The sequence below is a fragment of the Herbaspirillum rubrisubalbicans genome, from assembly GCF_003719195.1.
Lineage (GTDB): Bacteria > Pseudomonadota > Gammaproteobacteria > Burkholderiales > Burkholderiaceae_D > Herbaspirillum > Herbaspirillum rubrisubalbicans.
This window is the reverse complement of sequence record NZ_CP024996.1, coordinates 2,817,786-2,830,933: the sequence shown is the minus strand read 5'-3', so window position 1 is coordinate 2,830,933 and position 13,148 is coordinate 2,817,786. Positions and strand designations below refer to the sequence as shown.

11 protein-coding genes are annotated in these 13,148 nt (G+C 61.4%); 4 read left to right on the top strand and 7 right to left on the bottom strand.

Annotated elements, in window-relative coordinates; translation table 11 throughout:
* Positions 1–351: 351 nt before the first annotated feature.
* The 3 genes from RC54_RS12605 to RC54_RS12595 are packed head-to-tail and all read left to right on the top strand — an operon-like array spanning position 352 to position 3,370.
* On the top strand, positions 352–1,464 hold the full coding sequence (locus RC54_RS12605; RefSeq protein ID WP_058895533.1) for a porin: 1,113 nt from the start codon (positions 352–354) through the stop codon (positions 1,462–1,464).
* Positions 1,465–1,505: 41 nt separating this feature from the next.
* A complete protein-coding gene (locus RC54_RS12600) occupies positions 1,506–2,777 on the top strand; it encodes an MFS transporter (protein WP_164471214.1) in 1,272 nt (423 codons plus the stop codon).
* A gap of 29 nt (positions 2,778–2,806) precedes the next feature.
* Complete coding sequence (locus RC54_RS12595) at positions 2,807–3,370, top strand: carboxymuconolactone decarboxylase family protein (RefSeq protein WP_197416710.1); 564 nt, start codon at positions 2,807–2,809, stop codon at positions 3,368–3,370.
* Positions 3,371–3,672: 302 nt separating this feature from the next.
* Here RC54_RS12595 and RC54_RS12590 read toward each other — a convergent pair whose 3' ends face one another.
* The 5 genes from RC54_RS12590 to RC54_RS12570 all read right to left on the bottom strand — a co-directional run bounded on the left by RC54_RS12590 (position 3,673) and on the right by RC54_RS12570 (position 8,408).
* Positions 3,673–5,559, bottom strand: a complete 1,887-nt coding sequence (locus RC54_RS12590; protein ID WP_061789585.1) for a family 2A encapsulin nanocompartment cargo protein cysteine desulfurase — start codon at positions 5,557–5,559, stop codon at positions 3,673–3,675.
* Between the two features lie 12 nt (positions 5,560–5,571).
* A complete protein-coding gene (locus tag RC54_RS12585; protein WP_058895529.1) occupies positions 5,572–6,504 on the bottom strand; it encodes a family 2A encapsulin nanocompartment shell protein in 933 nt (310 codons plus the stop codon).
* A gap of 75 nt (positions 6,505–6,579) precedes the next feature.
* Positions 6,580–6,897 carry a helix-turn-helix domain-containing protein gene (locus RC54_RS12580; protein ID WP_058897563.1) on the bottom strand — a complete coding sequence of 106 codons (318 nt, stop codon included), beginning with the start codon at positions 6,895–6,897 and terminating at the stop codon, positions 6,580–6,582.
* 11 nt (positions 6,898–6,908) lie between these two features.
* The gene (gene epsC / locus RC54_RS12575) at positions 6,909–7,835 is read right to left on the bottom strand and encodes a serine O-acetyltransferase EpsC (RefSeq protein WP_058895528.1); all 927 of its coding nucleotides are present in this window, start codon (positions 7,833–7,835) and stop codon (positions 6,909–6,911) included.
* A gap of 66 nt (positions 7,836–7,901) precedes the next feature.
* A complete protein-coding gene (locus tag RC54_RS12570; protein WP_082686053.1) occupies positions 7,902–8,408 on the bottom strand; it encodes a rhodanese-like domain-containing protein in 507 nt (168 codons plus the stop codon).
* A 328-nt stretch (positions 8,409–8,736) separates the two neighbouring features.
* On the opposite strand from RC54_RS12570, the gene RC54_RS12565 reads away from it, so the two are divergent.
* Positions 8,737–9,036: a hypothetical protein gene (locus RC54_RS12565; RefSeq protein WP_058895527.1), complete on the top strand. Its 300-nt coding sequence runs from the start codon at positions 8,737–8,739 to the stop codon at positions 9,034–9,036.
* Positions 9,037–9,067: 31 nt separating this feature from the next.
* Here the strand turns inward: RC54_RS12565 and RC54_RS12560 are convergent, their stop codons facing one another.
* Both RC54_RS12560 and RC54_RS12555 read right to left on the bottom strand, forming a co-directional pair.
* Positions 9,068–11,710 carry an EAL domain-containing protein gene (locus RC54_RS12560; protein ID WP_244216334.1) on the bottom strand — a complete coding sequence of 881 codons (2,643 nt, stop codon included), beginning with the start codon at positions 11,708–11,710 and terminating at the stop codon, positions 9,068–9,070.
* Between the two features lie 97 nt (positions 11,711–11,807).
* The gene (locus RC54_RS12555) at positions 11,808–12,989 is read right to left on the bottom strand and encodes an acyl-CoA dehydrogenase family protein (RefSeq protein ID WP_061789587.1); all 1,182 of its coding nucleotides are present in this window, start codon (positions 12,987–12,989) and stop codon (positions 11,808–11,810) included.
* Between the last annotated feature and the right edge of the window lie 159 nt (positions 12,990–13,148).

Sequence of the window (13,148 nt, the reverse complement as noted above, 5' to 3'; positions counted from 1 at the left end):
CCGTTGTTGTGGCCACTGTTCTTTTCTCGCGAGTGAGATCATGGTCTCCCGCTGCAGTTGCCTTATCAGTCAAATTCTAACGCGAACTGAAGCAAGATGGCGCCTCGCAAAGGAATAGATTAGCGGTACTCCCACCGGGACATGGGAGTTGCACAGTATTACGGGTATCAACCACGGGCTGCTGCCAAATGCCGCCCCTGGAGAAGTTCATCGGCGTCATCGCACACGGTGCTCAAGCGCTGAAAAATTACATCGTCGTAGCGAGCGACGTGCAACAACCACAACAACGAGACGAAGTATCGCGCCTGGCCGACGAAGCTGGGTATGCGTTCGAAGAGAGGAAAGACAGACATGAAGAAGTATAGAAGGCAAAGCGCTGCAATTGCCGCGCTGGCCCTATGGCCAGCCGCTACCTGGGCGCAAAGCAGCGTCAGCATCTCCGGCATCATGGATGGGGGCGTCTCCTACGTCAGCAACCAGGCGGGGAGCAGCAACCTGCGCGCAGATAACGGTATCGGTGCGCCAAACATTCTGTTCATCAAGGGTCAGGAAGACCTCGGTGGAGGAACGGCAGCCATCTTCCAACTCGAAAGCCAGTTCAACCTCAGTACCGGCGCCTCCCTGCCTGGCAACAATCTCATCTTCGGCCGCCAGTCATTGGTGGGTCTCAAGGACAAGCAATGGGGAACACTGACCGCCGGCAATCAGTACGAATTCATGCATGATTCGCTGCTGTTCGGTGGTTTCGATTCCGCGCTGACCTATGGTGGCTACTACACCTTCCGCCAAGGGCCGTTCTCAGCTTTGGCCATCCCAAACAATCCAACAGGAGCGTCGGACTTCGACCGCGTGGCCGGCTCATCTCGCGTTGCCAACTCCGTCAAATATCTGAGCCCGGATGTCAGCGGCGTGACATTCGGGGGCATGTATGGTTTCGGGGAGGTGGCCGGTGACACTGCCTCCTCCCGGACTGTCAGCCTGGGCGCCAATTATGCCGAGGGACCCTTCGGCCTGGGCGTAGCCTACACCGATGCGCGCTACTCCAGCATGAACAGCGGACATGATGGCATCAGAAACTGGGGCCTGGGAGCGCGCTACCAGATCGGAGACTACAAGCTCAATCTGCTCTATACCAATACGCGCAATACCCAGACGGCGGGGCAGGTCAACGTCTATCAAGCTGGCGTCAACTGGCAAATGGCGGTCGCCTGGAACCTGGGGCTGTCCTACGAGTACATGCAGGGCAATGCGCAACTGGCAAACAATTACGCCCATCAGGGCAGTGCCACACTGCAATACTGGCTCTCGAAACGAACGGACGTCTATCTGCAGACCGTCTATCAGAAGGCGGGGGGCGATAACACCAATACCCAGGCCTGGATTAATGGGCTGTATGGCCCGAAGGCGATGTCCAGTTCCAGCAGCCAAGCCATCTTCCGGGTGGGTTTGGTAACGCGCTTCTGAGTTGCAGAAGTCGTGACATTAAAGAAATGAATGGAGATAACATGAATACATTACCCGGTGGAGTGCCTGCCCCAGTGGTCGGAGAAGACTCCTGGCGATATCGTGGATGGGTGGTGGTGCTGGCATCGATGGTTGCGTTGATGTTCGGGCCCAGTACCGTCGCCGTACTTAGCCTGGGTCTTTTCATCAGGCCTCTCGAAGCCGATTTCGGCTGGAGCCGTACCCAGATTGCACTGGCCAGTTCGATCGTGTCATACACGGTGATGTTGATTTCCCCGATTCAAGGCTACCTGACTGACCGCTTCGGAGCGCGTGCTGTCATCGTCCCCTGCATCCCCTTGTTTTGCGTGGCTGTCGGACTGATGTATTTCATGCCGCCAGTACCGTGGATCTACTACGCTGCCTGGATCGCGTTGCCGGTGATTGGCATCGGGATCTTCCCGCTATCCTATCTTCGCGTCGTCAGCTCCTGGTTTGACAAGCGCCTGGGCCTGGCGATCGGTATTGCCAATGCTGGCATTGGCATCGGTGGAGCAGTGATTCCATTGTTGATTGGCGCGGTGATTGCACATCAAGGCTGGCGGGCCGGATTTGTGGGTCTGTCCGCTCTGGTGGCGTTGACGCTGCCTCTGGCTTACGCCTTCATCCGGGAAAAGCCGGGCACGGAGCCCAAGAAGGGAAGGGTACAGACTGTCCCCGGCGTGGACTTCAAGACGGCGTTGCGAAGCCGGGAATTCAAACTCCTGATTGGTATTTTCCTCCTGCTTGGTGTCATCAATACTGCATTGATCGTTCACCAGATGCCCATGCTGATGGATGCGGGTGTAACGCCACAACGCGCAGCCATGGTACAGGCGACCTTCGGTATCTTCGTCATTGCGGGCCGCCTGCTCACTGGCCTGCTCATCGACTATATCTCGGCTGTCTTGGTGATGTGCTTTCTTGTACTGGGAGGGACGATTGCTTGCTCTTTGTACGCCTATGGCGTGACCGGCAACGTGGTTTTCCTGTGTGCTGCCTTGCTGGGAATGGTTCTGGGGGCCGAGTTCGACGTGCTCAGCTATCTTCTCAAACGATATTTCGGCATGCGTGCTTTTGGCAAACTCTATGGCGTCATCTTTTCCGTTTTTCAGTTCGGCGCAGGTGCCGGTGCAGCACTTCTTCCTCTGATGCGGCAAGCCTCGGGGAGCTATCGGAGTGGCCTCACGACATTTGCCATCGCCACGTTGACTTGTGCATTGCTGCTCATAGTGCTCCATCTCGGTGGTGACAAGAGGTTGGCAAAACTGCGTCAGCAACAACTGATTCACTGAAAAGGAGACCATCCATGGAGCGTGACATTGTGGAGCCGCGTCTTACTCCTGTCGATATGGCAGCCGCATCACCGGAACAAAAACGCGTTCTGGAAGATATCTTGAAGGGCCCGCGCGGCAACCTGTCGGGGCCCTTCCTATCGTGGATTCACAGTCCCGACCTCGCACAACATGCTCAGAAGCTGGGCGCGTTCTGTCGCTATCACACGAAGTTGCCATTACACCTGTCGGAGTTGGCCATCCTTTGCACGGCGGCAAAGTGGCGAGCACAAGCCGAATGGCAGATTCATTATCCCATCGGGATTGAGGCAGGGCTGGATGCGGCCAATATCGAGTTGATCCGCCTCGGGAGGAAACCGGAGTTTCAAGCAAAAGAAGAGCAACTGATCTGGGCGCTTATCGATGAACTCTACGAAACGAAGCGTATTTCCGGTCAATTATATAAACAGGCTGAGCAATGCTTTGGCGTCGAAGTGTTGGTGAATCTGGTGGGATTGTTTGGCTATTACGCGTTGGTTGCCATGACGCTAAACGTGTTCGCGGTTCGCCACGGAGACGGCCCGCTGCCCTTTGAGGAGCATGACAGCCATTGATGTGGCAACTCTGCGTATGTGTTCTTAGGACGCGCCAAGACCTGAGCGCTTACATGTTGTCAGCTTTCTTTTTATCTGCGAGAGCAGTTTTGTAGCGTTGGAGAACATCCTCAATATCTGGAGTCTTAATTATTCCGAATTGCATGCGTAAGGGGAAAGGAATAGAGCCCTCTTCAATTTCCTTTTCATGCACATCTTGCGGAATTGCCAACTCCTAAGGCTTGTTTCTTGCGATTAAAAATTGTGCGGACTCACAAAAAAAGGCCGCGCGAGGCGGCCGTTGCAAGCGTGCTGAAGCAGAATCAACGTCGATGACGCTGGGCCGACAGGCGCCGTACTACCGTCAACAGACAGTCGATTTCTTCGAAGGTATTGTAAAAGGCCAGCGAGGGCCGCACCGTGGTTTCCACCCCGAAGCGGCGCAGGATGGGCTGGGCGCAGTGGTGGCCGGTACGCACCGCGATGCCTTCCTGGTTGAGCGCCTTGCCGACTTCCTCGGTGCTGTAGCCGTCCAGTACGAAGGACATCACGCTGGCCTTGTGGGCGGCGGTACCGATCAGGCGCAAGCCATCAACCTCGCCCAGTTTGTGCATGCCGTATTCCAGCAAGGCATGTTCGTAGCTGGCGATGTTGTCGATGCCGATGCGATTGACGTAATCGATGGCCGCACCCAGTCCGACGGCATCGGCAATATTGCCGGTGCCGGCTTCGAAGGTGTTGGGCAGGGGCTGGAAGATGGTCTTTTCGAACGTCACATCGGCGATCATGTTGCCACCGCCTTGCCATGGCGGCATGTCTTCCAGCACTTCGCGCCGGCCCCACAGGGCGCCGATGCCGGTCGGGCCGAACACCTTGTGACCGGAGAAGACGAAGAAGTCCGCCCCCAGCGCCTGCACGTCGGTGCGCATGTGCGACACCGATTGCGCGCCATCGACCAGCGTGCGCGCCCCGGCCAGGCGGGCCAGTTCCACGATCTGCTTGGTCGGTGTGACGGTGCCCAAGGCATTGGAGACCTGGGTGACCGCCACGATCCTGGTGCGTTCGTTCAACAGCTTGGCGTATTCATCCAGCAGCACCTGGCCGGAATCATCGACCGGGATCACGCGCAGCTTGGCGCCTTTTTCGGCTGCCAGTTGTTGCCAGGGCACGATGTTGGCGTGGTGCTCCAGGTGCGAGACGATGATTTCATCGCCCGCGCCCACGTGCTTGCCGCCCCAGGACTTGGCCACCAGGTTGATGGCTTCGGTGGTGCCGCGCACGAAGATGACTTCGTTCACATCCGGCGCGTTCAGGAATGCCCGTACCCGTTCGCGTGCACCTTCGTAGGCGTCGGTGGCGCGTGCGGCCAGTTCGTGCGCCGCGCGGTGGATGTTGGAATTCTCCCGGCGATAGAACTCGCTGATGCGGTCGATCACCGCCTGCGGCTTGTGTGTGGTGGCGGCGTTGTCGAACCAGACCAGGGGCCGGCCGTTGACGCGCTCTTGCAGGATGGGGAAGTCGCGCCGCACGGCGTGGACATCGAAGGCCGCCGTCTGCTGTGCGCCAGCCGGCTGGTGCACGGCATGAGGCGCCGGCTTGGCCGGGGTGACGTAGCCGCTGGGCAATTCCACCGCGTGCAGGAAGTAGTACTGCGACGTACTGGCCGGCACGGCAGGTGCCGCAGTCGGTGCCGTACTGGCGCCGCCACGCGGATGACCATGGCCGTCATCGAGGAAGTAATAGCCTGCTGTCGACGGGGCTGCCGCCGGTGCCGCTGCCACCGCCTGTGGCGCACCGGTCACGGCCCCGCCCAGGCGCGGTTCATAGGCGGGCAGGGCGGCAAAGACCTTGTCCGGCGTGCCGTTGCCGGCCGGTGCGGCCGGTGCCAGCGCCGGCGCCCGGTTACCCAGCGTGAGTACCTGGTGCGGCGAGGAGGGAATCAGGTTCAGGCCCGGCGCCAGCCCTTGCGGAATGGCCGTGCCGGGCACGCCCTGGCTGGTGCCGGCCGGGCTGGACAGGGGTGAGGCCGGTGGCGTGAAGTTGGCCGGAGGCTGCGCGCCCGGTACCTGGCCGGGAGACCAGACGGGTGCGGCGGGCGCGGCGAACAGCTCGTTGGCCAGTCGCGCCAGCAGCGCCGGGTCGAACGGCGCTGCCGACGCGTCCTGGCCGGGCAAGCCGGCGCTGTGGGAAGCGGGAGTGAGGATGCTCACGTTGGCGGCCTCTTATTTGTAGGTGTCGGGATAGTCGTGGTACTTGTTGATCTCGACATCGTCCAGTACCGCCAAGGCGTCGGTGGTCAGCACGGCCAGCGAGCAATAGAGCGAAATCAGGTAGGACGCGATGGCGTGATTGTTGATGCCCATGAAGCGCACCGACAGGCCCGGACTCTGTTCACCAGGCAGGCCCGGCTGGTACAGGCCGACCACGCCCTGGCGCTTGTCGCCCACGCGCAGCAGCAGGATCTTGCTCTTGCCATCGGCCACCGGCACCTTGTCCGAGGGAATCAGCGGCACACCGCGCCAGGTGATGAACTGCGAACCGAACAGGCTGATGGTCGGCGGCGGCGTGCCGCGGCGGGTGGCTTCGCGGCCAAAGGCGGCAATCGCTTGCGGATGCGCCAGGAAGAAGGCGGGTTCCTTCCATACCTTGGTCAGCAATTCGTCCAGATCGTCCGGCGTCGGGGCACCGGTCAGCGGGAAGATGCGCTGCTCATCGGTCACCTGGGCCAGCAGGCCGTAGTCGGGATTGTTGATGAGTTCGCTTTCCTGGTTTTCCTTGATGGTCTCGATGGTCAGGCGCAGCTGCTCCTTGATCTGGTCGTGCGGGCTGCTGTACAGGTCGGAGACGCGGGTATGCACGTCCAGCACGGTGGAGACGGCATTGAGGAAATATTCGCGCGGCTGTTCTTCGTAGTCCACGAAGGTACGCGGCAGCTGGTTTTCCTCCTGGCGGGCGGTGCAGGTGACCTTGATCGATTCCGGGTTCTTGACCTTGTTCAAGCGATAGATGCCGGCTTCGACCGGGACCCACTGCAGCAGGTGCGTGAGCCAGCGCGGGCTGATGGTTTCGAGCTGGGGGGCGGTCTTGGTGGCATTGGCTAGTTGCCGTGCTGCATTATCGCCGAGTGCGGTGGTACCGCCGACAGTTGCGGACATCTGGACTCCGTAAGTAAGGGTTGCAGGGAATGGGGTAAGTGAACAGGCGAAGTGTCGTGGCTCAGCCTTTGTGGCTCAACATGCTATAGCCATCAACTGCAAACCGCGCACCAGGTTCTGCTGGTTGATGCGTTCCCCGTGGGTGACCAAGGCCGAGGGCGCGAGCGTGAGGGCGTTGGCCAGTTTCTCCACCGTCACCAGCGAGGCGATTGCAGTACCGCGTTCGATCTCGCCGATGTAGGAACGATTGAGGTTGGAGTTCTCGGCCAGCATCTCCTGCGACCAGCCGCGCTCGCGTCGCAGCTGGCGCACGCCGATGCCGAAACTTTGCACCAGCGCACTGGTGAGGGCCTCTTCATCGGCATGCCTGGAAGCAATGACGGGATTGCTCATGACCACCTCGCTCATGCTGCTGCGGCGTTGGCCAGGGACAGCGTGTCTTCGCGGGAGGCCGCCTGAGAAATGTTGGCACCGGCTGGCACATCATGCGTGAGCCAAACGTTGCCACCGATAATCGCGCCGCGTCCCAGGCGGATGCGTCCGAGGATGGTGGCTCCGGCATAGATCACGACATCGTCTTCCACGATGGGATGGCGCGCTCGGCCTTTTTCGAGCTTGCCCTCGGCATCCGTCGGGAAGCGCTTGGCACCGAGCGTCACGGCCTGGTAAATGCGCACGTTGTTGCCGATGATGGCGGTCTCGCCGATCACTACGCCGGTACCGTGGTCGATGAAGAAACCGGTGCCGATCTGTGCGCCCGGATGGATGTCGATGCCGGTGGCACCATGCGCCAGTTCGGCAATGATGCGCGCCAGCAAGGGCAGGCCCAACTGGTAGAGGCGATGGGCCAGGCGATAGTGGATCATGGCCAGGGTGCCGGGGTAGCACAGCAGCACTTCGTCCACGCTGCGTGCGGCCGGGTCACCCTGGTAGGCGGCCAGGACGTCGGTATCGAGCTGGCTGCGGATCTGGGGCAGGGATGCACCGAAGGCGCGGGTGATGGAAACGGCGTCCTCTTCGAGTGTGGGCGTGGCCCGGCCGGCCAGTCCGGCACTGTATTTCAGTTCCAGCCGCACCTGCTCCAGCAGCCCATGCAGGGCGGCGTCCAGCGCGTGGGCGACGTGATAGTTTTCACTTTCCTGGCGTAAATCTGGCGGCCCCAGGCGCATCGGAAAAAGTACGCCCTTGAGCGTGGTGACGATGCCATCGAGGGCATCGCGCGAGGGAAATTCGCGGCCGTAGGAATCATTGTTGCGCCGCTGCGCTACTCGCCAGCCTACACGAGCTTCATGCAGCGACTGGACGATCTGGTGGATATCGAAAGTGGCCATGGGACTCTCTTGACGGTTCTTGTTGGGGGCCGCAGGCGGTCATGAAGTAAGGGCGTATGGGCGCAGTCAGTCCTGCACCCAAGGCAGGCCGTGGAAGCGCCAGCCGTCGGCCTTGCCGCGCTGCTGGCTGGCGTCAAGCTCGCCTTCAAAGCCCTCCAGCACGTTGAAGATACAGGTCAGCCCGGCCTTGGTCGCAGCTTCGGCGGCCGCCACCGAGCGCTTGCCGCTGCGGCACAGCAGCAGTGCCGGCACGTCCTTGCCGCCCAGCTTGCTTTCCAGTTCGCGCACGAAGCGCGGGTTGCGCGACAGCGAAGTGCCGGTGGCCCAGGCCACATGCAGGCTATGGGGAACGTGGCCGACGAACTTGCGTTCTTCTGCCGTGCGCACGTCCACCAGCACCACCTTGCCAGCGGCCACCAGTTCCCAGGCTTGCTGGGGACCGATGCCGCCCGCGTAGGGCAGGCCGTCCGCCATCGCTTGTGCGCGGATCTGCGCCAGTTCAGGCGGCAGCTCGCGGGTAATGACGGGGGGCGCTTCGGGGTTCAGGGCGGCAACGGACGACAGGGAAGACATCTCGGGTTCTCCATGGACAAGTGAGGGTGGCGCTATCGGTCTGCCATTTGGTGGCTATAGACGGCAACCAATAAGTTCACTGTAAGACTGGCCGCGGCTTTGGTGAACGAATAAAACAGAGGCTGGAAAGAAGAAAAATGCATATGCGGTGGAAGGGGGCAGGTACCGGGGGGAGGGGGACGGGCATTCGTGTAAAACCGGATGTATGCCTGATTTTTACCGCGACATGGGAGCCCGGCCTTCTTGTTCAAGTTGAAATCAGGAAACTCCTGATGGCGGTGCTACCTGCCGCGACCTATCTTGGTTTTCACAACAAGGAGGGGAGACCATGTGTACCAATGCCATGAGCATCGCGAGGCGGCACCTGAGCATCATCGTGCGCCTGTGCGATATGTCGGAACAGGAGGCACCGGTGGGCGAACTGGTGCGTGCCACCGTCAAGAATTGCCTGCTGGCCATGCAGACCACCGGCACCGAAGCCAGCGAGGCGGCCGAGATCATCGAGCAATTGCTTCAGCATGAACTGGCCACACTGCCGGCCGAGCGCGACAAATGCCGCAAGGTGCTGGAAGCAGCGCACCTGCACGCGGAATACCTGACCGTGGCTCAGCACAAGGCCACGCATTGAGACGATTATCCCGGGACTGCCGGTAGTGGCCTCATCCCACCGCGTCAAACTGCTCCGCAGGAAGCGGTCGTCCGAACAGGTAACCCTGGTAGCGCGTACAGCCCAGCAAGGCCAGGAACTGCTGCTGCTCGCGGGTTTCCACGCCTTCGGCCAATACTTCCAGTCCCAGCGCATTGGCCAGGGCGATGATGGTCTTGGCGATGGCGACATCGCTGGGCGCTACCAGCAGTTCGCGCACGAAGGATTGGTCGATCTTGATCTGGTCGATGGGCAGGCGCTTGAGCAGCGACAGCGAGGAATAGCCGGTGCCGAAATCATCCAGTGACAGTGCCAGGCCATGACGCTTCAATTCCAGCATCTTCTCGATGGTGGCCTGCACGTCCTCGACCATGGCCGATTCGGTCAACTCCAGCTTGAGATGGCTGGGGTCGGCGCCGGTGGCTTGCAGGGTCGCCAGGATGTGTTGCACGAAGTCGGGCTGGTGCAACTGCACGGCGCTGACATTGACTGCGATGACTACCGGCGTCTTGTGGCCCTGGCGGTTCCAGCGCACCGACTGGCGGCAGGCTTGCTGGAACACCCATTGTCCCAGCGGCAGGATCAGGCCCGAGGCTTCGGCCACCGGGATGAAGATGGCCGGCGAGACGCTGCCGCGGAAGGGACTGTTCCAGCGCGCCAGCGCTTCTACCCCGATCAGGGTACCGTCCTGGTCGCGTTGCGGCTGGTAGTGCAATTCGAATTCGCCACTGTCGATGGCGCGGCGCAGGTCGCTTTCCAGACCGGTGCGAAAGTGCAGGGCATATTCCATTTCCTGATCGAACAGGCAGAAGGTATTGCGCCCCTTCTGCTTGGCCGCATACATGGCCAGGTCACCCTGGCGCAGCAAGTCTTCGACGTTGGCGCCGTGTGCCCGCATGAGTGCCACGCCCACCGAGCAGGTGGCGAAATGACTGACGCCGGACAGGTCGAAGCGCTCTTGCATGACGTCGATGATGCGTTGAGCGAACTGGCTGGCGACGTCTTGTTCCTGCTTCTGGTCCTGCACCGCCAAGGCCGATGGCAGCAGCACCACGAATTCATCCCCACCCAGTCGCGCCACCAGGCCACTGCTGCCGGTCAGTTTCAACAAGCGCGCCGCGATCTGGCTCAATAGCTGGTCGCCCAGGGAGTGGCCCAGGGCGTCGTTGAGATCCTTGAAATTGTCGATGTCGACGAAGAACAGCGCCCCGGCTACCTCGTTGCGGGTACTCTCGCTGGCACCGGCCGCCTCGATCTTTTCCAACAGCAAGCGCCGGTTGGGCAGGCCGGTGAGCGGGTCGTAGAAGGCCAGTTGCCGGGTTTCTTCCTGCAGGCGTTTCTGACTGCTGATGTCGACCTGGGTGCCGACGTAGTGGCTGACCTTGCCGTGCGGATCGGCCACGGCGGTCAGGGTCAGCATGGCCCAGAAGGTCTGGCCATTCTTGTGCAGCACCAGCAGCTCACCCTGCCATTTGCCTTCGTACTGGACCCGTGTCCAAAGCTCGGCGCGGAAATCGTCATGGAGTTCGTCGCGACGGCAGAGCGGCATTCCATGCTCATCAAGTTCATCCTGGCGATAACCGGTCAGTTCGGTAAAGGCGTCATTGGCTTCCAGCACCTTACGGTCGGCATCCATGACCCAGATCGCTTCAGACGAATGAAAGGCTGCGGCGGCGATGCGTAGCGAGGCTTCGCTTTGCTGCAGGCGCGCGGTACGGCGTGCCACTTCACGGCGCAGGTAGATGGCCATCAGCGAAGCCACCACCAGCAAGGCCAGCGCGCCTCCCAGCAACCACCAGACATAGGTCGGCACTGCGGTATTGCCACGTCCCCATTTGCGCAGGATCTGGAAATAGATTGAATCGGGATCGGCCTGCCATTGCAGCAGCGCACGGTCGATGGCGGCCAGCGTTTCATGGGGCTGCGCCTTGCCGCTGACGAAGAACAGCTTCACCGGCTGGAACACGATACTGGTGTCGGAGAGGCGATAGCGCTCGGCCAGCATGTCGCCGGCCTGCTGGCTGGCGATGATGCCGTCGAGCTTGCCGGCGGCGGCCATCCTGAAACCGATCTCGATATTGCTCAGGGGTACCAGTTCGACCTTGATGCCAGAGTTCTCGACCAGACTGCGGAAATAATTTGCCTGCACCGAGTTGTCCAGCAGGCCGATTTTCTTGCCCTTGAGATCGAAGACCGAATTGATACTGACCGCACTGCTGCGATACAGGATGGACCAGCTGTAGAGCGCGGGCGCGCTGGGGAACTGCAGCACTTTCTCGCGCTGCTCGCTCCAGGCGACGTCGGGCAGGATATCGATCTGGCCGCTTTCCACCTGCTGCAGGCAGGCTTGCCATTCGCAGGGCACGAAGCGTAGTTGCCAGTGTTCGCGCTGGGCGATCAGGCGCAGCAGGTCGATGTGCAAGCCGGTGGCCCCACCCTGGCCATCAAAGAAGATCTTGGGCGGATTCTGGTACACGCCTACCGTGAGCTCCCGGCCCTGAGCCTGTGCCTGGGGCAGCCAGCTCGACAGGAGCGAGAGCAACAGCAAGAGCGCAGGCAGCCAGCGCAACGCAAACCCGGGGCCATCCGATTGGCCGCTACGGCAACCGGACGACAACTCACCGTTCGCAGCCAGATTACTTGCTGGAATGTTCATGCAGCCTGCGCTTTTCCCTGATTTGGTTTTTTGTCTACTTTATAGAACATCCCACCAAATGGAAACCTTTATCGGCGCAGGCAATGCACTTTCGGATTTAGAAGAACCCCTGCGTGGGCAAGCTGACCTGGTTCACGCTCAGGTTGCCCAGGGCATAGGCCTTGTGGGAGGTCGGATTATGGGTGGAGATGGTGCGGATATTGCGCCAGTGACGATCCAGGTTGAGCTGGGTCAGCGTGGCCGAAGCGCCGGCGATGTCGAACAGGGCCGTGGCAGCATGATGGGCGATGCGATCCACGGTGATCTTGGCCTTGGCTGCGGCGGCCGCGGCGTCCTGCAGGAGTGCATCGGCATCGACCGCGTTGGTTTTCAGGGCGGCATAGGCCTGATCAGCGGTGGCGGCCGCTGCCAGTACCACGGTGCGTGTGGCGAAGGCATCGGCTTCGCGCTCACCCTGGGCCGTCAGGAGGATGGGGTCTTGCGCCGCCGAGGGCGTGGGCGCGTAGTAGTAGTTGCGTTTGCGCTTGCCCAGCAGCGCGGCGCCATCGCGCGCGACGGCCGCGACCACGCCGGCAATCACCGAGGTCAGGAACAGTTGCGCGATAGTCGAGCCGAACACGGCCTGCTGAACCGGCACCTGGTCCGGCAAGACCACTTCATCGGCGCTCACCAGCACGTTTTCGAAGACGGTGGTGCCGCTGCCGGTCAAACGCTGGCCCATGCCGTACCAGTCATCAAGGGTCTGTATCCCTTCGCGCAGGCGCGGCAGCAGTACCACGGCACGGCGGCCGTCTTCCACCGAGACGGTCACGTGTAACCAGTCCGCAAAGAGCGAGCCGGTGGAATAGAACTTCTGGCCATTGAGCACATAGTGATCGCCCTGGCGCACCAGGCGTGTGGTCAGCGGCGCATTGCCGCCGATCTGTGCCTGGCCCAGCTCGGTATGCGAGGCGCCGACCAGATCGCCTGCGCGCACGCGTTCACGCAGGCGTTGCACGCCCGGGTGCTGCAGCGGGGTATTGAGTAGACGCTCCAGCGCCACGTGATGATTGCGCCAGATGTGGGCGATATTGGGATCGGCCGCGCCCAGCTGGATGGCCGTGTCCAGGGTGTCGACCAGGCTGGCGCCGCCGCCACCATGGTCGGCGTCGAGCCGACCGGCGCCGAAGCCGGTGGCCTTGATTTCCTGGATCAGGTCGAAGGGTTGTTTACGCTGGGCGTCACGCTGGGCGGCGCCATCGGCGATGCGCTGCAGGAGGCTGGGGGAAATTGTGCTCATGGGGTGTCTGATGAAGTCCGGCTTGCGCGGGGTGGCAAGGATGAGGACATCATAGGGCGAGGGGGCGTCGGGCCAAACTGAGAATTTCTTATTAGCTTGCTTGGGGGCCGCATACCTTCGCCCACGCCCCCGGCCGTGCCGCCTCCGCAGCGGCGGCAC